The sequence below is a fragment of the Methylobacterium terrae genome (assembly GCF_003173755.1).
GTDB classification, from domain to species: Bacteria; Pseudomonadota; Alphaproteobacteria; order Rhizobiales; family Beijerinckiaceae; genus Methylobacterium; species Methylobacterium terrae.
In genome coordinates, this window is sequence record NZ_CP029553.1 from 5,384,890 (window position 1) to 5,408,065 (window position 23,176).

Annotated in this window: 27 protein-coding genes; 23 read left to right on the top strand and 4 right to left on the bottom strand. The window is 74.0% G+C overall.

Annotation, left to right across the window (positions count from 1 at the left end; all coding sequences use genetic code 11):
• Window positions 1-277 precede the first annotated feature (277 nt).
• The 19 genes from DK419_RS24855 (at window position 278) to DK419_RS24945 (ending at window position 15,886) form a co-directional block, all read left to right on the top strand.
• A complete protein-coding gene (locus DK419_RS24855; protein ID WP_109961457.1) occupies window positions 278-1,276 on the top strand; it encodes a DUF2213 domain-containing protein in 999 nt (332 codons plus the stop codon).
• The gene (locus tag DK419_RS24860; RefSeq protein ID WP_109961458.1) at window positions 1,276-1,719 is read left to right on the top strand and encodes a structural cement protein Gp24; all 444 of its coding nucleotides are present in this window, start codon (window positions 1,276-1,278) and stop codon (window positions 1,717-1,719) included. Before DK419_RS24855 ends, DK419_RS24860 begins: the two co-directional genes overlap by 1 nt.
• Before the next feature lie 11 nt (window positions 1,720-1,730).
• Window positions 1,731-2,678: a DUF2184 domain-containing protein gene (locus DK419_RS24865; RefSeq protein ID WP_109961459.1), complete on the top strand. Its 948-nt coding sequence runs from the start codon at window positions 1,731-1,733 to the stop codon at window positions 2,676-2,678.
• Between the two features lie 11 nt (window positions 2,679-2,689).
• Complete coding sequence (locus DK419_RS24870; protein WP_109961460.1) at window positions 2,690-2,950, top strand: hypothetical protein; 261 nt, start codon at window positions 2,690-2,692, stop codon at window positions 2,948-2,950.
• 1 nt (window position 2,951) lies between these two features.
• Window positions 2,952-3,323 (top strand): DUF4054 domain-containing protein, encoded by a 372-nt coding sequence (locus DK419_RS24875; RefSeq protein WP_109961461.1) that lies wholly within the window; start codon window positions 2,952-2,954, stop codon window positions 3,321-3,323.
• A complete protein-coding gene (locus tag DK419_RS24880) occupies window positions 3,323-3,637 on the top strand; it encodes a hypothetical protein (protein ID WP_109961462.1) in 315 nt (104 codons plus the stop codon). Before DK419_RS24875 ends, DK419_RS24880 begins: the two co-directional genes overlap by 1 nt.
• Complete coding sequence (locus DK419_RS24885) at window positions 3,634-3,918, top strand: hypothetical protein (protein ID WP_245442702.1); 285 nt, start codon at window positions 3,634-3,636, stop codon at window positions 3,916-3,918. The genes DK419_RS24880 and DK419_RS24885 overlap by 4 nt, the downstream gene beginning before the upstream one ends.
• A complete protein-coding gene (locus tag DK419_RS24890) occupies window positions 3,918-4,337 on the top strand; it encodes a DUF3168 domain-containing protein (RefSeq protein ID WP_109961463.1) in 420 nt (139 codons plus the stop codon). The genes DK419_RS24885 and DK419_RS24890 overlap by 1 nt, the downstream gene beginning before the upstream one ends.
• 24 nt (window positions 4,338-4,361) lie before the next feature.
• Window positions 4,362-4,808: a phage tail tube protein gene (locus DK419_RS24895; protein ID WP_109961464.1), complete on the top strand. Its 447-nt coding sequence runs from the start codon at window positions 4,362-4,364 to the stop codon at window positions 4,806-4,808.
• A gap of 7 nt (window positions 4,809-4,815) precedes the next feature.
• Window positions 4,816-5,391, top strand: coding sequence for a gene transfer agent family protein (locus DK419_RS24900; protein ID WP_109961465.1), 576 nt, complete (start codon window positions 4,816-4,818; stop codon window positions 5,389-5,391).
• Window positions 5,388-6,749: a hypothetical protein gene (locus DK419_RS24905; RefSeq protein WP_245442704.1), complete on the top strand. Its 1,362-nt coding sequence runs from the start codon at window positions 5,388-5,390 to the stop codon at window positions 6,747-6,749. The genes DK419_RS24900 and DK419_RS24905 overlap by 4 nt, the downstream gene beginning before the upstream one ends.
• 35 nt (window positions 6,750-6,784) lie before the next feature.
• Window positions 6,785-7,420, top strand: a complete 636-nt coding sequence (locus DK419_RS24910) for a DUF2460 domain-containing protein (RefSeq protein ID WP_109961466.1) — start codon at window positions 6,785-6,787, stop codon at window positions 7,418-7,420.
• A gap of 4 nt (window positions 7,421-7,424) precedes the next feature.
• Window positions 7,425-8,312, top strand: coding sequence for a DUF2163 domain-containing protein (locus DK419_RS24915; RefSeq protein ID WP_109961467.1), 888 nt, complete (start codon window positions 7,425-7,427; stop codon window positions 8,310-8,312).
• Window positions 8,290-8,772: an NlpC/P60 family protein gene (locus DK419_RS24920; RefSeq protein WP_109961468.1), complete on the top strand. Its 483-nt coding sequence runs from the start codon at window positions 8,290-8,292 to the stop codon at window positions 8,770-8,772. Before DK419_RS24915 ends, DK419_RS24920 begins: the two co-directional genes overlap by 23 nt.
• Window positions 8,769-12,683, top strand: a complete 3,915-nt coding sequence (locus DK419_RS24925) for a baseplate multidomain protein megatron (protein WP_109961469.1) — start codon at window positions 8,769-8,771, stop codon at window positions 12,681-12,683. Before DK419_RS24920 ends, DK419_RS24925 begins: the two co-directional genes overlap by 4 nt.
• Window positions 12,676-14,322 (top strand): DUF2793 domain-containing protein, encoded by a 1,647-nt coding sequence (locus DK419_RS29655; RefSeq protein ID WP_245442705.1) that lies wholly within the window; start codon window positions 12,676-12,678, stop codon window positions 14,320-14,322. Before DK419_RS24925 ends, DK419_RS29655 begins: the two co-directional genes overlap by 8 nt.
• A gap of 7 nt (window positions 14,323-14,329) precedes the next feature.
• A complete protein-coding gene (locus DK419_RS28850; protein WP_162561395.1) occupies window positions 14,330-14,938 on the top strand; it encodes a hypothetical protein in 609 nt (202 codons plus the stop codon).
• Between the two features lie 66 nt (window positions 14,939-15,004).
• On the top strand, window positions 15,005-15,571 hold the full coding sequence (locus tag DK419_RS24940) for a glycoside hydrolase family 108 protein (RefSeq protein ID WP_109961470.1): 567 nt from the start codon (window positions 15,005-15,007) through the stop codon (window positions 15,569-15,571).
• Window positions 15,572-15,616: 45 nt separating this feature from the next.
• Window positions 15,617-15,886 carry a Pam3-gp28 family putative phage holin gene (locus tag DK419_RS24945; RefSeq protein ID WP_109961471.1) on the top strand — a complete coding sequence of 90 codons (270 nt, stop codon included), beginning with the start codon at window positions 15,617-15,619 and terminating at the stop codon, window positions 15,884-15,886.
• A gap of 80 nt (window positions 15,887-15,966) precedes the next feature.
• Here the strand turns inward: DK419_RS24945 and DK419_RS24950 are convergent, their stop codons facing one another.
• The gene (locus DK419_RS24950; protein WP_109961472.1) at window positions 15,967-16,836 is read right to left on the bottom strand and encodes a protein-L-isoaspartate O-methyltransferase family protein; all 870 of its coding nucleotides are present in this window, start codon (window positions 16,834-16,836) and stop codon (window positions 15,967-15,969) included.
• 162 nt (window positions 16,837-16,998) lie between these two features.
• Between DK419_RS24950 and DK419_RS24955 the strand changes: the two genes are divergently transcribed.
• Window positions 16,999-17,505, top strand: a complete 507-nt coding sequence (locus DK419_RS24955) for a sigma-70 RNA polymerase sigma factor region 4 domain-containing protein (protein ID WP_245442706.1) — start codon at window positions 16,999-17,001, stop codon at window positions 17,503-17,505.
• Window positions 17,506-17,614: 109 nt separating this feature from the next.
• Window positions 17,615-17,743, top strand: coding sequence for a hypothetical protein (locus DK419_RS29875; RefSeq protein ID WP_280953913.1), 129 nt, complete (start codon window positions 17,615-17,617; stop codon window positions 17,741-17,743).
• 22 nt (window positions 17,744-17,765) lie between these two features.
• Here DK419_RS29875 and DK419_RS24960 read toward each other — a convergent pair whose 3' ends face one another.
• Window positions 17,766-18,701, bottom strand: a complete 936-nt coding sequence (locus DK419_RS24960) for a L,D-transpeptidase (protein WP_109961473.1) — start codon at window positions 18,699-18,701, stop codon at window positions 17,766-17,768.
• Window positions 18,702-19,030: 329 nt separating this feature from the next.
• Between DK419_RS24960 and DK419_RS24965 the strand changes: the two genes are divergently transcribed.
• Together DK419_RS24965 and DK419_RS24970 are read left to right on the top strand one after the other, a co-directional pair.
• The gene (locus DK419_RS24965; protein WP_109961474.1) at window positions 19,031-19,513 is read left to right on the top strand and encodes a Ros/MucR family transcriptional regulator; all 483 of its coding nucleotides are present in this window, start codon (window positions 19,031-19,033) and stop codon (window positions 19,511-19,513) included.
• 120 nt (window positions 19,514-19,633) lie between these two features.
• The gene (locus DK419_RS24970; protein ID WP_109961475.1) at window positions 19,634-19,945 is read left to right on the top strand and encodes a GCG_CRPN prefix-to-repeats domain-containing protein; all 312 of its coding nucleotides are present in this window, start codon (window positions 19,634-19,636) and stop codon (window positions 19,943-19,945) included.
• 102 nt (window positions 19,946-20,047) lie between these two features.
• Here the strand turns inward: DK419_RS24970 and DK419_RS24975 are convergent, their stop codons facing one another.
• Both DK419_RS24975 and shc read right to left on the bottom strand, forming a co-directional pair.
• Complete coding sequence (locus tag DK419_RS24975) at window positions 20,048-21,079, bottom strand: TIGR03885 family FMN-dependent LLM class oxidoreductase (protein WP_109961476.1); 1,032 nt, start codon at window positions 21,077-21,079, stop codon at window positions 20,048-20,050.
• Window positions 21,080-21,170: 91 nt separating this feature from the next.
• The gene (shc, locus tag DK419_RS24980) at window positions 21,171-23,162 is read right to left on the bottom strand and encodes a squalene--hopene cyclase (RefSeq protein WP_109961477.1); all 1,992 of its coding nucleotides are present in this window, start codon (window positions 23,160-23,162) and stop codon (window positions 21,171-21,173) included.
• Window positions 23,163-23,176: the final 14 nt, after the last annotated feature.

The window sequence follows — 23,176 nt, forward strand, 5'->3', positions numbered from 1 at the left end:
GTGGGAGAGGGGCTGGGGGTGAGGGTGCTACGGTCCTGAGTCATGCTCTGACCGCCCCGCTACCAGCACCACGTTCAGTGCTTCACACTGAAGCGTGTCACCCTCACCCCTACCCCTCTCCCACACGGGAGAGGGGCCCGCGCCTGATCTTTGCAGCACTTCAATTGTGCCATCCGCACCCACCGATGCGACCGGTGGAGGCGGCGCATCCCGGCCTGTGACCTGACAAGCCCGAGCGGGAGCGAGACCACCCCCTCCCAACCCGAGACCACACCCCATGCACCTCTTCGACAGGCTCAGCCTCGGCCCCGCGGCCGAGATCGCGGGCGCGCGCCCGCTCGGCAACGGCGCCCTGGTGGTGCAGGCCCGCGCGGCGCGGGCCGGCAACGTGCAGGTCTATCGCGGCGACGAGGTCGCCCGGCCGGACCTCGCGGAGGTACGGATCTACCGCGACCCGGACGAGATCTTCCGGCCCGAGAGCTTGCGCAGCTTCGGCCACAAGCCGGTCACCCTCGATCATCCCTCCGAGGCGGTGACGCCGCGGACCTGGCGCGGGGTGGCGCGGGGCCATGTCGGCGACGAGGTGGCGCGCGACGGCGAGTTCGTCCGCATCCCGATGCTGCTCGCCGATTCCGCGGCCATCGCGGCCGTGCAGGGCGGGCGGCGCGAGGTCTCGGTTGGATACACCTGCGACCTCGACTGGACGCCCGGCACCGCCCCGGACGGCAGCCCCTACGACGCCCGCCAGACGAAGGTGATCGTCGACCACGTCGCCATCGTGGCGCAGGGGCGCGCCGGGCCGGAGTGCCGGATCGGCGATGCCGACCTGGCGCGGCGCCTCGCCGAGGCGGAACGGCGGGCGGAGACCGCCGAGGCGGTGCTGGCCGAGCGCGACGGCGAGGTGGCGGCGCTCCGCGCCCGGGTGCCGGACGCCGCCGCCCTCGACGCGCTCGCGGCCGAGCGCGGCGCCCTGGTCGCTGACGCCCGCCGGATCCTCGGCGACGCCTTCGACCCGGCCGGCCTGACGCCCGAGGCGATCCGGCGGGCCGCCGTCGCCCGGGCGCTCGGCGAGGCGGAAGCCGCCGCCATGAGCCCCGCAGCGATCGAGGGCGCCTTCCGGGTCGTCGCCGCCGGCCCGCCTCCCGCCACCCGCCACGCCCCTGACCCGCTGCGCGACGCCCTGCGCCAGCGCGCCGACGCCCCGACGCCCGAGGCGGCCCACGCCGCCATGGTCGAGACCCTCCGCACCGCCTGGAAACCCACCGGAGCCCGCTGATGCCCCCCGTCCAGACCAGCTATCCCGGTCGCCCGGCCGCCGCCTACGAGGGCATGGCCGCCGACCAGAACCCGGCGACCATCCTCAGTCGCACCGTCGAGACCCCGGAGGGGATCGGTTTCGGCCGGGCCGCCTTCCAGGGCGCCCGCGACGAGGGCATCGCCGCCGCGGGCGCGGTGTTCCGCGGCATCGTGCTCGCCGACCGCAACGCCCGGCCGAACGCGAGCGGATCCGACCTCCACGCCAAGGGCGAGACCGCCCCCGTGATGGTGCGCGGCGCCGTCTGGGTCGTCACCGCCTCGGCCGCGAGCGCGGGCGGTCCCGCCTACGTCACGCCCGCCGGCGCGGTCACGGCCACCGCCTCCGGCAACGCCCCGATTCCGAACGCCCTGTTCGACACCTCCGCCCCCGCCGGCGGCCTCGTCCGCCTGCGCCTGAACTGAGAGAGGCCCGCATGACCCGCACCCTCGTCACCGACGCGCCCCGGGCGCTCGCCTTCCTGGTCAGCCAGCAGGCCTTCATCGAGCCCACCGTCTACCGCGCCCAGTACCCGGCGATCCGCTACCCGCGCCTCGTGCCGGTCGACACCGCGGCGCCCGAATGGGTGCCGACCGTGACCTACTTCTCGGTCGACCGGGTCGGGCAGGCGACCTGGGTCCACGGCGGCGCCGCCGACGTGCCGAAGGTCGAGCTCACGCGCCGCCAGCACGAGACCGCCGTCGCGATGGCGGGGATCGGCTACGGCTACGACCTGGAGGAGCTCGGCAAGGCCCAGCTCCTCGGCATGACCCTCGACGCCGACAAGGCCGACGCGGCGCGGCTGGCGTCGGAGGAGTTCATCGACCAGGTCGCGCTCATGGGCGACCCCGCGAAGGGCTTCTCGGGCCTCCTCAACCACCCGGGCGTGACGGTCGGCAGCGCCGCGGCGACCGGCACGAACGGCAGCACCGCCTGGGCCCAGAAGACGCCCGAGCAGATCCTCGCCGACGTCAACGGCCAGCTGATCGGCATCTTCACCGGCTCGAACACCGTCGAGATGGCCGACACCCTGCTGCTCCCCTACGAGCAGATGCTCGGCATCGGCCTGCGCCGCCTCGACGGGATCAGCCCGCTCACCCTGCTCGACTGGATCCGGCGCCACAACGTCTACACCCTGGAGACCGGCCAGGAGCTGACGGTCTACGGCGTGCGGGCGCTCGAGACCGCCGGCACCGGCGGCACCGCCCGCCTCGTCGCCTATCGCCGCGATCCCTCGGTGCTGAAGCTGTGGCTGCCGATGCCGTTCCGGTTCTTCCCGGCCTGGCAGACCGGCCCGTGGCGCTTCGAGGTGCCGGGTGCCTTCCGGCTCGGCGGCCTCGACATCCGCCGCCCCGCCGCCTGCCGCTACCTCGACGGCATCTAGGGAGGGACGCGATGATGCGGGTGACGAACCACGCTGCCGGCCCCCGGCTGGTCTGGCCCAAGGGCGCGCGGGCGCCCCGGCTCCTGGTGCCGGGCGAGAGCGCGGTGATCGCGCTGCCCGACCGGCCCGATCCCTGCCTCGCCGCCTGGGAGGCGGCGGGGGAGGTGCGGATCGAGGCGGCGGAGCCCGGCGGGGATCCGCCGCGGCAGCAGGATCCGCGGCCCGAGCGCCGCCGCGGCCGCGAGCGGCCGCCCTTCGGCGGGGAGGCGTGAGATGGCGGATCCCACGCCCGCCGCCTTCCGGGCCCGCTTCCCGGCCTTCGCGTCCGTCCCCGACGCCGCGGTCGCGGGTGCGCTCGCGGAGGCCGCCCCCCGGATCGGCGTCGCCTGGCCCGACGCGGACGCGACCCTCGGACGGATGCTCCACGCCGCCCATACCCTGACCCTCGACGGGCAAGGGGGCCCCGAGGCCGAGCTCGCCCGGGCGGGCGCCCTCGACCTCAAGGGCTTTCGCAGCGGCACGCTCCACCTCGAGCGCCGCGACGGACCCGCCGAGGCGCTGCCCGGCACGCTCGGGCTGACCTCCTACGGGCGCCGCTTCCACGAGGTGATGCGCCGCAACGCCTTCGGCGTGGCGGTGGTGTGATGGGCCTCCTCGACGGACTCGGCCGCCATCTCGGCGGCGTCCTCGCTCCCCTGTTCGACGAGGCGGTCCTGCACCGGATCGGCCCGGACGGCATCGCTTCGGACACGCCCGTCCGGGCCCGGCGCGACGGCGTCCGGGAAGCGACCGAGGAGCCCGGACTGCCGGGCCGCCTCGTGCGGATGACCGTGCTGACGCCGAGCCTCCCCCCGAACCCCGACGACGAGATCACCCTGGCGGGGATCCGCCACCGCATCGTCGCGGTGGAGACCGACCCCGCCGGCAGCCACGCCCTCATCCAGGGGAGACCGTTGTGATCCAGAAAGTCGAGACCGGCCCGCTCCAGGCCCGGCTCGCGCGGCTCGCCCGGGCCGGCGGCGACGCCGCGCGGGCCCGGGCGCGGGCGGCGGCGAGCCTCCTCGCCGCCGAGATCGCGCAGGCGACCCCGGACGGGCGCGCCGAGGTCGCAGAAACGCCCGGCGGCGGCGCCGTCACGGTCGAGGCGCCGGGCCTGACCGGGCGGGAATTCGGCACCGCGACGCGGGCGGCCCGGCCGGTGATCGGGCCCGTCATCGCCCGCCTGCCGGGGAGGGGGTGATGGCTGGAACCGACCTGTCGCCCCACCTCCTGCGGGCGGTGCGCGCCCGCCTCCTCGCCGACCCGACCTTGCGCGCCCTCGTCGGCATCCGGGTGCGCGAGGCGGTGAGCGCCCGCGAGGAATGGCCGTTCCTGCGCGTCGATCCGCCGGAGGTCAGCCCCTACGAGGCGCAAGGCTGGCGCGGCTGCGCCTGTCGCCTGACGATCCACGCCTTCCTGCGCGACGCCCGGGACTTGAGGCCGGTGCAGGAGCTGCTCGCCGCCGTGGCAGGCGCCCTCGACGAGGCCGACCTGGCGCTCGCCCGCGGCGAGCTGCTGTGGCTGTCGCACGAGCGCAGCCTGGTGCTGCCGGAACCCCTCGGGCCCGGCTCCTGGCACGGCGTCGCCCGCTTCGGCGCGGTCGCCGCCGAAACCGTCTGACCTCCCTCTGTCCGGAGCGAACCCATGGCCCAGCCCACCACCCTGCCGTTCTCGGCCATCGCCGTGAAGCTCGAGAGCCTGACCAAGGCCGGGACCTTCGAGGCGCCCTGCGGCCTCACCGAGCGCGCGGCGCAATTCACCAAGGAGACCAACAGCTCGGTCGTGCCGGACTGTGCGAACGAGGACGCCGCGCCCTTCGTCGACCGGTTCGCGGTGTCGAAATCCGTGACGGTGTCAGGCAAGGGCGTGATGGCGCGCCAGAGCATCGCCCGCTGGCGCGCCGCCTACGAATCCGACGTCCCGGTCCGTGCCCGGGTCGAGGTGGGCGGCACGGGAGCCGACGGGGGCGGCGCCTGGGAGGGATTGTTCCACCTCACGAGCTTCGAGGTCGGTGCGGTGCGAGGCGAGCGCTGCACCGTCTCGGTGGCGCTGCAATCGACCGGGGCGGTGCCCTTCACGGCGGCGGCGTGAGCCGGTCATGAGCCGCGACGGCCATATCGACCTCGCCCTCGAGGACACCACCCATCGCTTCCGCCTCGCCATCGGCGACCTGGAGGCGCTGCAGGAAGCGACGGGCTCAGGGCCGGCCGACCTGCTGCACCGCTTTCATGCCGGCAGGCTTTATCGGTTCCGGGACGTGCGCGACGTGCTGCGCCTCGGCCTGATCGGCGGCGGCACCCCGGTGCCGCAGGCCCACGCCCTCGCCCGGCGCCTCGACGGGCTGCCCTGCATCCCGCTGATCGCCAAGGCCGCCCTGGTCCTGGCGGCGGCGCTGGAGGGCACCGAGGACGAGCGGGTCGGCCGCCCGGCCGACGCCGCCGGCCCCGAGGGGCGGATCGCCTTCGCGGCGTTCTACGGCGCCGCCGCCGCCATGGGCCTGCCCGCCGCCGACCTGCGGGCGATGAGCCTGTGGCAGCTCGCCGCCTACATCGACGGCTTCAACCGCGCCCGCGACCCCGACGCCGCCGACGCCCCCACGCCGCAGGAGGAGGACGCGCTCTGGGCCTGGCTGCAAGGCCTCCCGGGCCTCCCGGATGACGGATCCCCCGCATGACGACCGAGATCGAGCGCCTGGTGGTCTCCCTGGAGGCCAACGTCGAGGCCTACGAGCGCGAGCTCGCCCGGGCCGGCCCGCTCGCCGAGCGGGCGATGACCGAGGCCGAGCGCGCGGTCGAGGCCGGGGCCGGGCGCATCGCGGCCGCGATGGCGCGGGCCGGTGCCGAGGTGCGCGACGAGCTCGCCCGCATCTCCGCGCCGGAGGCCCTGGGGCGGCTCCAGCGGGCGATGGAGCAGGCGACCACCGTGCCCGCCGGCGACGGCGCCTCCTTGCGGCGGATCGACGATGCGGTCGGGAGCCTGGCGACCCGCCTCGGCGAGGCGGGATCCGCCTCCCGGGAGGCCGTGGCGGGGTTCGAGGCGGTGGCGGGCGCGGTCGGGGGCATCGCCGACAAGATCCCCGCCGCCGCCGACCTCGTCGCCGATCTCGGCCGGCGGGTGAAGGCCGCCGCCCAAGAGAGCGCTCAAGGGGGCGCGGCCATCCGCGCCCGCATCGCCGACGCCTTCGCGATCAGCGACGCCGCGCCCCGCGGCAGCCTCGCGCCGGCCGCGCCGGCCGCACCCGCCGCCGAGCCCGCGCGGGCGACCGTCCGGTCGCCGGCGAGGCCCGCCAGGGCCGCGGAGCCGGAGGACGACGCGTTTCGCGACGAGGTCGCGCGCCTCACCCGGCGCACCGGCCTCCTGAAGGTCGAGGCCGATGCCGTCGGCCAGGAGGAGGGCGCCGCCGCGAAGGCCGAAGCGGCCTTCCGCCTGCTGGAGGCGGCCAAGAAGGCCGACCTCGCGGTGACGCCGGCCCTGCGCGAGGAGGTCGACCGGGTGGCGGAGGCCTACGGCGCGGCGACCGCGCAGGTGGAGCGGGCGGAGGCCGCGCAACGCGCCGCCCACTCCGCCTCCCGGGAGCTCGGCTCGGCGCTCGCCGACAGCTTCAAGGGCGCGATCCTGCACGGCGAGCGCCTGACCACGGTCGTCGCGCGGCTCGCCACCACCCTGGCGAGCCGGGGCCTCGATCGGGCCTTCGACGGCCTGTTCGGCCGCGGCAGCCCCGGCAGCGACCTGGTCGGCGACGCCCTCGGGTCGCTCGGCCTGACCCAGAACCCGACCGGCCGCGCCGCCGGCGGCCCCGTCACCCCGGGCGTCGCCTACACGGTCGGCGAGAGCGGGCGCGAGACCTTCGTGCCGCTCCAGCCCGGTCGCATCCTGCCGGCGACGCACGGCGTCGCCCCGCAAGCCGCCGCCCCGACCGTCCAGGTCTCGGTGTCGATCGCCACCGCGGACGCCCCGAGCTTCCACCGCTCGGAGGCGCAGGTCAGCGCCGCCCTCGCCCGGGCGGTGCAGCGCGGCCTGAGAGGCCTGTGAGAACCGGGCTCGTCAGAACCAGGAGCCCGTGAGCCATGCCGAGCCCCTTCCACGAGGTCCGCTTTCCCCTCGCGCTGTCCTACGGCTCGCGCGGCGGGCCCGAGCGGCGCACCGAGATCGTCACGCTGGGTTCCGGCGACGAGGAGCGCAACAGCCTCTGGCGCCACTCCCGCCGCCGCTACGATGCCGGGCCGGCCTTGCGCTCGGCCGAGGACGTCGCCGTGCTCCTCGCCTTCTTCGAGGAGCGCCGCGGGCCGCTCTACGGCTTTCGCTGGCGCGACACCTTCGACCACGGCTCGGCCGCACCGGGCCGGGCGATCGCCCCCACCGACCAGCGCCTCGGCACCGGCGACGGGACCACCCGGGTCTTTCCGCTGACGAAGACCTACGGCGGCGCCTTCGCGCCCTATGCCCGCCCGATCACCAAGCCGGTCGCCGACTCGGTCACGGTCGCGGTCGGCGGCGTGGCGCTCGGGCCTTCCGCCTTCGCGCTCGATCCCGCCACCGGCCTCGTCACCCTCAAGGCCGCGCCCGGCCCCGGGGCCGTCGTCACCGCCGGCTTCCTGTTCGACGTGCCGGTGCGCTTCGCCACCGACCGCATCGAGATCGACCACCAGGCGCTGCGCGCCGGACTGGTCGCCGACATCCTGGTCCTCGAGATCCGCCGCTGAGCCCATGAAGACGCTCTCGTCCACCCTCGCCGCCAGCCTCGCGAGCGGGGTCACCACCCTGTGCCAGTGCTGGATCGTCACCCGCACCGACGGCCTGCGCCTCGGCTTCACCGACCACGACGAGGATCTGACCGTCGATGGCGTGAGCTGCTCGGCCGAGAGCGGCGCCGCCGGCACCGCCCTCGAACAGGGCACCGGCCTCTCGGCCGACAGCCTCGAGATCGTCGGGGCGCTGACCAGCGGGCGCCTGGCGGAAGCCGAGCTGGCGCGCGGCCTGTTCGACGGCGCCACGGTCGCGGTCTGGCGGGTCGACTGGTCGAGCCCGGCCGATCGCGTCCTCGTCCTCTCCGGCACCGTCGGCGAAGTCTCGCGCGGGCCCACCGCCTTCACGGCCGAGGTGCGCGGCCTCGCCGATCGCCTGAACCAGCCCCGCGGCCGGGTCTACCAGCGCTCGTGCGACGCGCTCCTCGGCGATGCCCGCTGCCGCCTCGACGCCACCGCCACCGCTTTCCGCGGCGCCGGGACGGTCGCGACGGTGCGGAGCGCCCGCACCGTCATCGCCTCCGGCCTCGCCGGGTACGCTTCCCGATGGTTCGAGGCCGGCCGGCTGGTCTGGACCTCCGGGGCGAATGCCGGCGCGGCGGTCGAGGTGCGGGCGCACGGCCGCGCCGGCACCCTCGCGGCTCTCGACCTGTGGGAACCGATGTCGGCGCCGATCGCGCCCGGCGACGCGTTCCAGCTCGTCGCCGGCTGCGACAAGTCCCTGGCGAGCTGCCGGGACAAGTTCGCCAACGTCGTCAACTTCCGCGGCTTCCCGGATCTTCCGGGCAACGACTACGCCGTGGCCTACGCGGTCCAGGGGGCAGACAATGACGGAGGCCGCTTCGGCTGACACTCGCGCGCGCGTCGTCGCGCTGGCGCGCACGTGGCTCGGCACGCCCTACCACCACCAGGCCAGCGTGCGGGGCGCCGGCTGCGATTGCCTCGGCCTGCTGCGGGGCGTCTACGCCGCGCTGTACGGCGCCGAGCCGGAGGTGCCGCCGCCCTATACGCCGAGCTGGGCGGAGGACTTGGGCGCCGAGACGTTGCGGGATGCCGCTGCCCGGCACCTGGTCGCGCTCGACCCGGCCGCGGCCGAGGCCGGCGACGTGCTGCTGTTTCGCTGGCGCGATGCCCTGCCGGCCAAGCATTGCGCGATCCTGGTCGCCCCGTCCGTGATGATCCACGCCTATGACGGCCATGCCGTGGTCGAGACGTGGATCCCGCCGGCCTGGTCCCGGCGCATCGCCTACGCCTTCCGCTTCCCGGACCCCTCGCCCGCGCCCGCCCCTTCGCCGGAGATCCCGACGTGAGCACGCTCGTCCTGTCCACTGTCGGCCAGGCGGTCGGCACCGCGATCGGCGGCCCGATCGGCGGCGCGATCGGCCAGATGGTCGGCGCTGCCGGCGGCAGCGCCCTCGACCGGGCCATGTTCGGCTCGCGCCCCAAGCCGCAGATCAACCTCGGCCCGCGCCTGTCTGACCTCCACGTCACCGCCTCGACCGAAGGGGCGGCCATCGCCCGCGTCTTCGGCCGCGTCCGCATCGGCGGGCAGATCATCTGGGCGACCAAGCTCAAGGAGGTGCAGAAGGTCGAGAAGGTCAAATCGTCCGGCGGCAAGGGCGGGGGCAGCCAAAAGCAGTTCAACGTGACGTATTCGTACAGCGTCAGCGTGGCGATTGCCTTGTGCGAAGGCCCGATCGTCGCCGTGGGACAGGTCTACGCCGACGGCAAGCCGATCGCGCTCGCCGCCCACGGCGCCCGGGTCTATCTCGGCGACGAGGCGCAGGGCCCGGATCCGAAGATTGCCGCGATCGAGGGCGCGGCGAGCGCCCCGGCCTATCGCGGCCTCGCCTACATCGTGTTCGAGGATCTGCCGCTCGCGGGCTTCGGCAACCGCGTCCCGGTCATCACCGCGGAGGTGATCCGGCGCGCACCCAACGCGTCGGGCCGGCCGAGGCTCGAGGAGCTGGTGACGGCGGTCACGATGATCCCGAGCATGGGCGAATTCACCTATGCGACGGTGCCGGTCAACGCCTCGACCTTCGGCGGGATCACCGGACAGAACACGGTCTCGGGCGGGGTCGACGCGTTGAAGGCGCTGGATCAGCTCGCGGTCGAGGCGCCGCGCTGCCGGCACGTCTCGCTCGTGGTCGCCTGGCAGGGCACGGATTTGCGGCTCGGGTCCTGCCGCATCGTCCCGAAGGCCGAGACGGCGAACAAGACCACGTCGCCGGAATGGATCGCCGGCGGGGTCGACCGGGCCGCGGCGGCGATCGTCAGCCGCGACGCGGCCGGCGCGCCGTTGCTCGGCGGCGCGCCGTCCGACCTGTCGGTGGTGCAGCTCATCCAGGCGCTCAAGGGCCGCGGTTACGCCGTCACCCTCTACCCGTTCGTGATGATGGACATTCCGGCCGGGAACGGCCTGCCCGATCCCTACGGGGCGGCGGAACAGGCCCCGTTCCCCTGGCGCGGGCGCGTGACCTGCCATCCGGCCCCCGGCCAGCCCGGCACGGTCGACAAGACCGCCGCCGCCGGCGACCAGGTCGCGGCGTTCTTCGGCACGGTGGCGCCGGCCGAGCTGGCGTGGAACGGCCGCACCGTGACCTGTGCCCGGGCCGAGTTCTCGTTCCGCCGCTTCATCCTGCATTGCGCGCGCCTCGCCGAGGCCGCCGGCGGGGTCGATACCTTCCTGATCGGCTCGGAGATGATCGGGCTCACCACATTGCGCTCAGACGCCTCGACTTATCCGGCGGTGGCGCAGCTCGTCAGCCTGGCGGCCGATACGCGCGCGATCCTGGGGGCTGCCACGAAGCTCGGCTACTCGGCCGACTGGACGGAATACGCCAATCACCGTCCGGCCGATGGAACCGGCGACGTGTATTTCCACCTGGATCCGTTGTGGTCGAGCCCGAACATCGACTTCGTCGGGATCGACAATTACATGCCGCTCGCCGATTGGCGCGACGGGTTCGACCATCTCGACGCCAAGGTGGGGGCCCCGTCGCCCTACGATGCGGGATACCTCACCGGCAACGTCGCGGCCGGCGAGCTGTTCGACTGGTACTACCCGACGCAAGCCGATCGCGACGCGCAGAACCGGGTGCCGATCGCCGACACCGCTTACGGCGAGCACTGGATCTTCCGGATCAAGGACTTACGCGCCTGGTGGGCGAACCCGCATCGCGACCGGCCGGGCGGAGTGCGCCAGACGAACGCAACCGGGTGGGTGCCGCAGGGCAAACCGGTTCGCTTCATCGAACTCGGCTGCCCGGCGGTCGACAAGGGCATGAACCAGCCCAACGTCTTCGTGGACCCGAAATCGTCGGAAAGCTTCCTGCCGTACTACTCGAACGGCCGGCGCGATCCGGCGGCGCAGAGGGCCTACCTGGAAGCCACCTTGGCGTACTGGCAGGCGCCGGCCGGCAACCCGGTGTCGACGGTCTACGGCGGCCGGATGGTCGATCCCGACCGCCTGTTCGTCTGGACGTGGGACGCCCGGCCCTATCCGGACTTCCCGCGCCAGGCGGCGGTCTGGAGCGACGGACCCAACTACCGGCTCGGCCACTGGATCAACGGGCGTCTCGGCCTGGCGCCGATCGCCGACGTGGTGGCGGAGCTGTGCGGGGGCCTCGGCGTGTCGATCGATGTCGGCCAGCTCACCGGCCTGGTGGAGGGCTTCGCCGTCACGGAGGTGCAGACGCCGCGCGCAAGCCTCGAACCTTTGCGCACGTGCTTCTTCTTCGACGCGGCGGAGTCGGCCGGGCGCCTGGTCTTCGCGCCGCTCGCCCGGGCGCCGGCAGCGGCCCTCACGGCCGACGACCTGGTGGCGCGGGGCGGCACCGGCGGCGACTACCGCCGCACCCGGGGAGAGGAAACCGCGCTTCCGGGGGTGGTGGCGCTGACCTACATCGATCCGCATCGCGGCTACCAGTCGGCATCCGTCGAGGCGCGCCGCACCAACGGCCGGGCGAATTCGGTGCAGCGGGTGGCGGTGCCGCTCTGCCTCGACGAGGGCGCGGCCCGGGGCATCGCGCAAGCGCTGCTCTATCAGGGCGTGGTCGAGCGCGAGCAGGTCGGGGCCACCTTGCCGCCGTCCTGCCTGGCGCTCGATGCCGGCGACGTCGTCACCCTCTCCCTCGCCGGGTCCTCGACCGACTACCGCCTCACCCGCCTCGGCCTGGAAGGGGGCCGGCCGGCGAGCGGCATCCGCACCGACCTGTCGGTGTTCGCCTACCGGGACGGCACCGCGACGCCGCGGCCGGCCGAGCCGCCGGCAACGGTGGGGGTGGCTTTGTTCCAGTTCCTCGACCTGCCGCTCCTGCGCTCGGACGCGGCACCGCACGCGCCCTACCTCGCCGCCTACACGGCGCCGTGGTCGCCCGTCGCGGTGCTGCGCTCGACCGCCGGCGGGGCGTTCGCGGACGACGCGACTTTGGGCGCCCGGTCGATCATCGGGCGTCTGACGGGCGAGCTCTACCCGGGCCCGGTCGCCCGGTGGGACCGGGTGAACACGGTGTTCGTGGAGGTGCCGCGCGGGGTCGAGCTGACCTCGGCTCCCGAGGTCGACGTGCTGAACGGGGCCAACGTCGCGGCCCTGCTGACGCCGTCGGGCGAGTGGGAGGTGCTGCAATGGGCGCAGGCCACCCTGCTCGCGCCCGGGCGCTACCGCCTCGCGACGCTGCTGCGCGGGCAGCTCGGGACGGACTTCGCGCTGGGCAACCCGACCCCGGCCGGGGCGCCGTTCGTGGTCCTCACCGATGCCCTCGTGCAGTCCGGGATGCCGCTGTCCTCGCGCACCCTGCCACTCGCCTGGCGCTGGGGGCCGCTCGGCCGGCCGTCCGACGATCCGAGCTTCGCCGGCGCCACCCTGGCGTTCCGGGGCGTGGGCCTGCGGCCCTACGCGCCGGTGCAGGCCCGGATGGTGCGGGCCGAGTCGGGCGACCTGGTGCTGTCGTGGATCCGGCGCACCCGGATCGACGGCGACCCGTGGGAACAGGTCGAGGTGCCCTTGGGCGAGGAGGGCGAGGCCTACGCCCTCGACGTGCTGGCCGGCTCCACCGTCGTCCGCACGTTCAGCCCGTCGGCGCCGTCCGTCACCTACAAAGCCGCCCACCAGGCGGCCGACTTCGGCGGGCCGGTCACCAGCCTGTCCGTCGCCATCCACCAAGTCTCGGCAACCTACGGCCGCGGCGCGGCCCTGAGGGCGACCCTGTATGCCTGACGCAGCCACCGCCAACCTCGCCCTGCCGCTGCTCCAGGCGGCGCAGGCGCAGAAGCACGTCACCCACAACGAGGCCCTCGTCGGCCTCGATACGCTGGTCCAGCTCGCGGTCCTCGACAAGGACCTGACGGCGCCGCCCGTCAGCCCGGCCGAGGGCGACCGCTACCTGATCGCCGGCGCTTCCCCGACGGGGGCGTGGGCGGGCTGGGCCGGCCGGGTGGTGCGCTACCAGGACGGGGCGTGGCGCAGCTTCGTGCCGCGCCCCGGCTGGCTCGCCTTCGTGGCGGACGAGGCGGACCTCTACACCTATACAGGTGTGGCCTGGGCCTCGTTCCGCTCCACCCTGACGGTGCTCCAGAACCTCACCCGGCTCGGGATCGGCACCACCGCCGACGCCCAGAACCCGTTTGCCGCCAAGCTGAACAAGGCGCTGTGGACCGCGCTCACCGTGCCTGAGGGCGGGACCGGGGACCTGCGCTACACCCTCAACAAGCAGGCCTCCGGCAACACCCTGTCGCTGCTGCTCCAGTCCGGCTTCTCCGGCCGGGCCGAGTTCGGCCTGACCGGCGACGACGATCTCCGGCTCAAGGTCTCGGCCGACGGGAGCACCTGGCGCGAGGCGCTGCGGGTCGAGGGCGCGACCGGCGCGGTCTCCGTCTCGGATGCGGTCACGTGCGGCAACCAGAGCCTCCAGTACGGCGCCGGTCTCGTCATCAGGGAGAGCGCGCACGCGAGCGGATCGAAGCGCGCGGCGATCAATCTCGGCACCCGCTGGAGCTTGTTGCAGGACAGCGGAGGAACCGGATATCGCGACTTCATGATCTTCAATGCCGGGACTGGCACGACAGCCCTGGTGCTGAACCCGCTCGACAACGCCCTGACGCTGAGTGGCGCGCTCAATACCACCGCCTCCCCCTTGGGGCAGACGGCTGGATCGGCGACGCGGCACGCCCGTTTGCAGCAGAACGCCGGCGGCAACGGCCTGTTTCTCGACGTCATCAATCGTCGGCATACCGCGGGCTCCGACTGGATAGGGACCAGCGCCCGCATACAGAGAACGGTCGACGTCACGCCGCACGGCTTCATCGATTTCGGGATCGACGGCCTCGCCGCCAATGCGGGTCTCGGTTTCGGCGTCGGCACCACGACGCTGCTGCGGGTCGATGGCGGCGGGGTCTCGGCCGCGGTTCCGCTGAGCGTCAGCGGCAGGCTGTCGTCGCTGGGCGACATCACCAATGGGGGATACATCGGGTTCGCTTTCGCGAATGCCGGTGGTCAGATCTACTGGGGCTGGGGCCTCGGGGACGCGCTCGGCGGCGGCAATGCGGGCGGAAACCTAAAGCTGTTCTCCTACGGCGACGGCGGCGGGTATCTCAGCGCTCCCGTCATCATCAACCGGGCGACCGGCCAGACGGGTCTCATGTCCCTGTCCGTCGTGGGCGGGACGACGCTCGGCGGCACCTTGCAGCTCGCCTCCTACACGGTGGCGACGCTGCCGGCCGGGCTGGCCGGGGGGCTGGTCTTCGTGGGCAACGCCCGCAAGCCCGGCGAGGGCGCCGGGGCCGGGACGGGCGTGGTCGCCTCCTACTCCAACGGCAACTGGCGGCGGCTGTCGGACGACGGCCCGGTCGCGGCGTGAGGGCAGCATGGATCACCCCTACCTGTACGAGTTCCTGTATCGCGGCCGGCCCCCGGGCTCGGCCGAGCCGCCGGCCTGGCACGTGGTGCTCGGCCGGCACGTGACGGCGCCGGGCGCGCGGGAGGCGCAGTTCCTGGCGAGCGGGGCGCTGACCCCGGCGCAAGCCGAGGCGGCGGGGTTCCCGCTCTCGGCGGTGCTGGCGGGGATCGACGCGGCGGCGCTGGCGGGGCGGGACGCGGCGCTGGCCGAGGCGGAGGCCGCGCGGCGGGAGCGCGATGCCGCGGCGGCCGAGCGCGACGCCCTGGCGGCGCAGCTCGCGGCGCTGCAAGCCGCGCCGGCGGCGGTGTCGGATCGGCAGTTCTTCCAGGCCTTGGCGCTCGCCGGCGCGATCACGCCCGACGAGGCGCTGGCGGCGGTGATGACGGGCGTGCTGCCGGCGCCGATCGCCGCGGCGGTGGCGGCCCTGCCGGAGGCGGAGCGGTTCGCCGCCCGGATGCTCCTGTCCGGCGCCACGGCGTTCGAGCGCAGCCATCCGATCGCGGCGCAGCTCGGCGCGGCGCTCGGCTACGACGCGGCGGAGCTGGACGCGCTGTGGCGCCAGGCCGCCGACCTCTGACTTTCCCCCGACCGCTGCGCCACCCGGCCCGGTCCTCGAGATCCCTGACAATCCGGAGAAGACGGTATGGCCGCGAGCACGTTCGAGCGGGCGCTTTCGCATGTCCTGCAGCACGAGGGCGGGTGGTCGGACGACCCGCACGACCCGGGCGGGGCGACGAACCTCGGGGTGACGATCGGCACCTTGAGCCTGTGGCTCGGCCGGCCGGCGACGAAGGCGGAGGTGCGGGCGCTGACGGTCGCGACCGTGGCGCCGCTCTACCGGCGCAAGTTCTGGGACGCGATCCAGGGCGACGCGCTGCCGGCCGGGCTCGATTACGCGCTGTTCGACTTCGCGGTGAATAGCGGGCCGAAACGCGCGGTGATCGGGCTCCAGCGGGCCTTAGGCGTGGCCGACGACGGACGGCTCGGCCCGGTGACGCTGGCGGCGCTCTCCGGCCGGGACGTGCCGGCGCTGATCGAAGCTCTGTGCGACGGGCGGCTGACGTTCCTGCGGGCCTTGTCGACCTGGCCGCGGTTCGGGCGCGGCTGGGGCCGACGGGTCGAGGAGGTGCGGGCGGCGGCGCTGGCCCTCCGGGTCGCCCCGGGCCCGGCCGCCTCCTGCCCGGCCTGCGGCCGGCGGTTCGCGGCCTGACCTGACGTTTCGAGACCCTCGCCACAGATCCGGCAGGAGACCTGCATGAACCAGGAACAGCTCACCACGTTGCTGCGCACCCTGCTGCAATTCGGCGGCGGCATCGCCGTCGGGCGCGGCTGGATCGATGCCGAGACCGCCACCGCCGTGAGCGGCGCGCTGGTGACGCTCCTCGTCACCGCCTGGAGCCTCTACGCGCGACGCAATGCCGGCCTCGTCGCCGCCGCAGCCGCGGTGCCCGCCGTCAAGGCGATCCTGGCCGACCCGGCGACCGCGCACGCGATCCCGAGCGCCAAGGTCCGGCCGGCGGAGTAGCGGCCGCTCCGGTTCCGGGATGCCGGGCCGTCGTCCCGGACGGTTCGCGGGTCCGTTCGCCGTGCTCCGGCGGATCATCGTCACCCGTAGGCGAGGCACCAGCCCGGGCCGCGCAGCCAGCAGCGGTCCTCGGGCAGCGCATCCCCGCGGTAGAGCGTCCGGACGGCCTCCTGGCCGCCGGCCGCCAGGGCGCGCGCCAAGGCCCGCTCGGCCTCCGGGTCGCGGGCACCGGCGCAGGGGTAGATCAGGGTCGGGGACAGGCAGCGGGCCGCGTAGCGTTCCTCCGCCTCGCGCTCGATCAGGAAGACGGCTCCGCGGGTGATCGGGGTGCCAGGCAACGCTCCGGCCGTGAGGGGCAGGATCAGCCGCCCGCCGGTCGCCAGCGCGTCGAGCCAGGTTTCGGCCGGGCGCGCCGCACCGGCATTGACCAGGATGAGGTCGGCCGCCGGCAGCGGCATCGCGGCGCCGTCGCCGGCGACGACGCGGACCTGCGGCAGGTCGCCGAGCGCCATGGTCGCGTGCTCCGCCAGGCCGGGATCGTGCTCGATGCCGAGCACCCGGCCCTCCCGGCCGGCGAGCCGGGCCATGAGAGCGGTGTAGTAGCCGGTCCCCGCGCCGACATGCACCGCGCTCATGCCCCGGCGCGGCCGTCCCCGGGCGACCAGGCCGGCGATGAAGGACGGCTGCCCGTTGTTGAGGTGCCGCTCCCGCCGGATCGCCACGGGCAGGTCCTGGTAGAGGGAGATCGGGTCGTCGTCGGGCGTCTCGGCGTAGCCGCCCTGCGGGCGGGCGAGGTGCCAGGGCCCGGGCGGCAGGAACCGCTCGCGGGGGATGGCGGCCAGGGCGGCCTCCAGGGCGCCCCGGAGGCCGGTATCGCCCGGCGCCGCCGCGTGGGCGACGTGCCGGGCGTAGATCTGCCGCGCCATGGCGGTCCGTACCTCCCGTGTCATGATGTCTGCTCCCGGTTCCGCTCTCGGGCCGACGCGGCGCGGCCACGGAAGAAGGCGCGGGAGCGGACCGGGCGCGGACCGGCCGGAATTCTTTATCGAGGCCTGTCCGCGCCCGGCTCGCCGGTGCGCATGACGCGGGGAGAGCGGGCAGGGCGGCGAAGAGTGACGGACGAGACCGATCAGCGGGACGTCGCGGGAGCGATCCGCGCCCTGTCGAACGTCGATCTCGCTCGGTTGCGGGCGCTCGCCCGGCTGCGGGTGCGCCGGCTTCCCGGAACCGACTGGGCCGACCTCCTGAACGAAGCGATCGTCCGGGCCCTCGATGGGACGCGGCTCTGGCCTCCCGAGGTTCCGATCCTGGCCTTCCTGGCCGGGTGCATGCGCTCGATCGAGCACGACCTTCGGCGCAGGGCGGCGCTGGAGCGGACGTGGCGGGAGCAGGACGAGCCGGCCGGGAGCATCGATCCCGAGCGGGCGATCGCCGCCGCGCAGGCGCTCGGCGCGATCGTGGCGCTGTTCTCCGGCGACGCGACGGTGCTGCGGATCATCGAGGAGCTGGGCTACGGTCGCTCCGCCGCCGAGATCTGCGCCCGGCACGGCCTGTCCCGGACGGATTACGCCAGCGCCCGCAAACGGCTGCGCCGCGCCCTGCTGCGGCTCGACACCTGAGGGAGGCCGATATGACGACCCCGTGGCGCCCCGACCGCGCGCTCGATCGGCTGACCGAGGCGCTCGAGGCCGAGATCCTGTCGGCCCCGCATCCGAGGTGCGCGCCCTCGTGGCGGAGACCCCGCGCGACGCGGAGGCCCTGCGGCGGTTCGTCTCGCAGGCCGTCGACCGCGCCGAGGAGGCGGCGGGCCTGCCCCCGGCCGCGGCCGGGGGACCGCCCGTCCTGCGGCGGCCCTGATCCGGCCGGCCGCGTCGGGCCTTCAGCCCAGCACCACCACCTGCGCGCCCACCGGCACCCGGACGTAGAGGTCGATCGCGTCCTGGTTGATCATCCGGATGCAACCCGACGAGACGCTGCGGCCGATGCTCTCCGGCTCGGTGGTGCCGTGGATGCGGTAGAGCGTGTCCTTGTTGTTCTGCCACAGGTAGAGGGCGCGGGCGCCGAGGGGATTGCGCGGGCCGCCCGGCACGCCGAGGCCGCTCTGGAGCTTGGATACGCTGCGGGCGAGCGCCGGCTGGCGGGCGATCATCTCCTTGGGCGGGTACCAGTCCGGCCAGGCCTGCTTGGAGTTGATGGTGGCCGCCCCGTTCCAGGCGAAACCCTGGCGGCCGACGCCGACGCCGTAGCGGCGGGCCCGGCCGCCCTCCTGGATCAGGTAGAGGTGGTGCGCCCGCGGATCGACCACGATCGTGCCGGGTGCGTAGCGGCCGCCATAGGCGACCTCCTGGCGCAGGAAGGACGGGTTGGCCCGGCGCCAGCGGAAGGCCGCCACCGGGAACGGCTCGGTGTCGAGCGCCGCGTAGGCGCGGGCGTAATCGATCGGCCCGTCATCGACCACCACGGTGGGAGACGGGTCGGCGGTGCCCTGCGGCGGCGAGTCGCTGCGCCGGCCGCCCCAGAAGGAATCCTCCTCCGGCGCCGGCGCGGCCTGGACGGGCTGGCCGCGATACGGGTCGGCGGGCTGAGCTCCGTACCCTTGCCCGCCATACCCTTGGCCGCCATACCCTTGGCCGCGGGTGTCGTAGAACGCCCCGTCCTCCGCCGGGACGGGATCGCGGGAGCGCCGGCGCCGGACGGGAGCGTAGTCCTGGTCCGTCCAGGCGAGGGCGGGGCGCGGCAAAGCGCCCGCCAGCAGCGTCGAGGCGAGGCCGGCGGCCGTGCCGGTGACCAGGAAGCGGCGGTTCTTGTCGGTCATGAGAGGTCTTGGCGATCGCGCTGACAGGACGGGCGCCGGATGGCGCAATGCAGCAACAGCTAGGGCATTTCCCCGGCGAGGGGAAACCGCCGCGCGCGAAAAAACCGTCAGGACCAACGGGCTAGCGCGACATCCCGGACGAGTGTGGCCCCGGTGCCGCCGGACCCGGAGCGCCTCCCGGAGAATGCGGAGCCTTTCGACAAATCGCGTACGATACTTTTTCTGTTCCGTATCGCGACTGATGAAATCTGTTGTTACGCATATCCTCTGTGGTTGACGCTCGCGAAAACACGTGGCCTCTTGAGCCGGTCACTTCGTTCTGGTGCGCCATGACCAACGATGATCCCACCCGATCGCTCGATATGATCGAGCTCGCCGCCGACGTCGTGTCGGCCTACGTCGCGAACAACTCGGTTCCGGCGGCGGACGTCCCCGGCCTGATCGCGTCGGTCCATGCCTCGCTGAGCCAGCTCGGCGCGCCGCCGGCGCCGGAGCCCGAGAAGGTGGCGCCACCGGTGCCGATCCGCCGGACCGTCACGCCCGATCACATCATCAGCCTCGAGGACGGCAAGCCCTACAAGACGCTCAAGCGTCACCTGGCCGGCCGCGGGCTCACCCCAGAACAGTATCGCCAGAAATGGGGCCTGCCGCCGGACTATCCGATGGTCGCCGCCAACTACGCCGCCCAGCGCTCCGAGCTCGCCAAGAGCTCGGGCCTCGGCCAGAGCCGGCGCGGCCGCGGCGCGGCGATGCGGGCGGCGGCCGATCCGGTCGTCTCCGAACCGGCCTCCGGGAAACGCCGGGGCCGCTGACCCGCGTCCGGGATGAGCGGAAGCCGACCGGCACGCTCATCGTGCATTCAGGTCGTTAGCCCTTTCCTGGGGCGGCAGGGCGGCCCGCGCGGCCGCCTTCACCTGAGGAGAGATCCCACGATGATGCACGTGAAGGTGCTCGGGATGGCGGCCCTCGTCGCCGGCAGCCTGGCCGGCGGCCTGGGCCTCGCATCGACCGCGCAGGCCGCCCCGATCGGCCTCGGTGCGGCGGGCACGCTCGCGACGGAGGCGGGCGTGATCCCGGTGGCCGGCGGCTGCGGCCCGGGCTTCGTCCCGAACCGCTTCGGCTATTGCCGGCCCTTCTACGGGCCCCGGCCGTTCTACGGGCCCCGGCCTTACGGTTACGGCCCGCGGCCGTACTGGCGGCGCCCGTATTACGGGCCGCCGCGCCGCTTCTACTACGGCTACTGATCAGGATTGCAGGAACGAGCGAGGCGCCCGACCGGCCGGTCGGGCGCCTCGTTTGCGTTCCGGGCCGAAGAAACCTCTCGATCCAAATGCCCGGCGCTGCGGCTAACCCGCACGCGCGGCCGGCTTGCGCCCGAACGGGTCGAACTCGATCACCGGCGCCTTGCGGCCGTGCAGGACCGGCAGCACCCGCTCGCCGAAGGCGTCGATGAAGGCCGGCTGGCTGCCGCCGACCTGATGCAGGTCGATGCTGTCGAAGCCGAGGGCCGCGCAGGCGGCGATGCGCTCGGTCAGCGCCGGCAGGTCGTGGGAGATCAGCACCGCCTCGTGCATGTCCTCGGGCCGCAGGTAGCGGGCGGCGGCCTCGAAATCGGCCGGGCGGGGCAGTTCCCAGGCCACCGAGGCCGGCAGGGCGTTGAAGCGCCACTCGGCATGGGCCTGGTGCAGGGCCTCGGCCGGATCGGGGGCGTAGCTCAGGTCCATCTTGAGGAAGACCGGCTTGTCGGCCCCGCCGTTCTCCCGGAAGGCGTCGACGATCGGCCCCAGGGTTTCGGGGCTCGTCCCGACGGTGAGGAGCCCGTCGGCCCAGGTGCCGAGCCAGGCCGCAGTCTCGACGCTGGTGGCGGCCCCCACGAGGCGGGTCGGGGTCTCGGGCAGGGACCACACCTTGGCATCCACCGCCGTCAGGCGGCCGCGCTGGGTCACGGTCTCGCCGGCGAGCAGCGCCCGCATGATCTCGGCGCCCTCGCGCAGGCGGGCGTTGCGCTCCGCCTTGTCGGGCCAGGGCCCGCCGGTGGCGCGCTCGTTCATCGCCTGCCCGCTGCCGAGCGCCACCCACGGCACCCGGCCCGGGAACATCTGCCCGAGAGTGGCCACGGCCTGGGCCAGCACCACCGGATGGTAGCGCCAGCCCCCCGGGACCGAGATGATGCCGAAGGTCAGGCGCTCGGTCGCCTGCAGGGCGGCGCCGAGCCAGGCCCAGGCGAAGCCGGATTCGCCCTGGCTCGGCGACCAGGGCTGGAGATGGTCGGAGGAGAAGGCCCCGTCGAAGCCGGCCTGCTCGGCCCTCTGGGCGAGCGCGAGCAGCGCCCGCGGCGGGCATTGCTCGTGGGAGATGTGGTAGCTGTACAGGGTCATCGCGGGGCTCCCGGCCCGGGGAATGCCCGAGCCCGGGCGGTCGTTCCGGGCGGGCGCGCTCGCGCCACGCCCCGTCGGCCGCTCCTCGGTGCTACATCCCCACCGCGACCCGGCGGCTGTTGCCCCGCTGGAGGTTGCGGTAGCGCGCCAGCGCCCAGAGCGGGAAGAACTTCGCGTAGCCGTGATAGCGCAGGTAGAACACCCGCGGGAAGCCGGTGCCGGTGTAGAACTCCTCGCCCCACAGCCCGTCCGCCCCTTGCGTGCGGGCGAGGTAGTTGACGCCGCGGGCCACCGCCGGGTGGTCGGCCTCGCCCGCCGCCATCAGGGCGATCAGCGCCCAGGCGGTCTGCGAGGCGGTGCTGCCGGCGCGCTCGTAGCCGCGATACTCGAGCTTGTAGCTCGCCGCGTCCTCGCCCCAGCCGCCATCCGGGTTCTGGATCGAGACCAGCCACTCCACCGCCTTGCGGATCGGCGCGGAGGCCGGATCCTGGCCGGCGGCGTTCAGCGCGCAGAGCGCCGACCACGTGCCGTAGATGTAGTTCATGCCCCAGCGGCCGTACCAGCTGCCGTCCTCCTCTTGATCGGCGAGCAGGTAGTCGCAGGCCCGGGCGAGGACGGGGCTCGTCTCCTTGGTCTCGCCGAGCTGGGCCAGCATCGAGATGCAGCGGGCGGTGACGTCGGCGGTCGGGGGATCGAGCAGCGCGCCGTGGTCGGAGAACGGGATGTAGTTCAGGTAGTGGTAGGTGTTGTCGGCGTCGAAGGCGGCAAAGCCCCCGTCGCGGCTCTGCAGGCCCTCGATCCACTCGCGGGCGCGGGCGATCGACTGGGTGTAGTCCGAGCCGCCCTCGCCGGGGCCGAGGCGGGTCTGGGCCCGGTCCATCGCCATCGCCACCACGGCGGTGTCGTCGAGGTCGGGGTAGTGCGGGTTGTTGTACTGGAACGCCCAGCCGCCCGGGCGGACGTCCGGCTTGCGGGCCGCCCAGTCGCCCTTGATGTCGAGGACCTGGAGGGGCTTGAGCCATTCGAGGGCGGCGCGGGCCTGGCGCTCGTTCTCCGGCCCGCCGGCCTCCATCAGGGCGTGGGCGGCGAGCGCCGTGTCCCAGACCGGCGACAGGCAGGGCTGGACGTAGGCCTCGTGCTCCTTGACGGTGACGAGCTTCTCCACCGCCGAACGCGCGGTGACCACCAGGGGGTGGTCCTCCGGGTAGCCCAGGGCCTCGTACATCAGCACCGAATTGGCGATGGCGGGGAAGATGGCCCCCAGGCCGTCCTCGCCGTTCAGCCGCTCGCTGACGAAGGCCACGGCCCTGTCGACCGCCTTGGCGCGGGGCCCGGCCGGGAACAGGGGCTCGACCACCCGCAGGACGTCGTCGATGACCGCGAAGACCGGGCGCCAGGGCGAGGATTCCTGGGCGCCGGAGGGCCAGCGCCGGATCCGCTCCGGGTCCTGGGTGAACAATTCGCGCACGCCGATGCCGCGCGGGTTCTTCGCCCGCGGCTTCTTCATCTGCAGGATGAAGAGCGGCACCATCACGGTGCGGGCCCAGTACGACACCTTGTCGAGGTGGAACGGGAACCACCGCGGCAGCAGCATCACCTCGACCGGCATCACCGGCACGGCGCTCCACGGCACCTCGCCGTAGAGGGCGAGCAGGGTGCGGGTGAAGACGTTGGCGTGGGCCGCGCCGCCGCGCTGCAGGATCGCGTCCCGGGCCCGGCGCATGTGGGGGGCGTCGATCGGGTCACCGATCATCTTCAGGGCGAAGTACGCCTTGACGGACGCGCTGATGTCGAGCGGTCCCTCGTGGACCAGCGCCCAGCCGTGGTGCAGCGGGCTCTGCGTGCGGCGCAGGTAGACGGCGATCTTCTCCTCCAGCTCCCGCGGCGGGATCGATGCGCGGAAGTGGTGGTAGAGGATGTACTCGGACGGGATGGTGGCGTCCGCCTCGAGCTCGAAGCACCAGTGCCCGTCGGCATGCGCCAGTTGCGTCAGCGCCCGGGACGCCGCCGACACCCGCCGCTCGACCTCGTCGAGGGTGATGTCCTGCGTGCTCTTGCGTTGCAGCGTCTCGACCTTGCCCACGGTGTCTCCGCCTT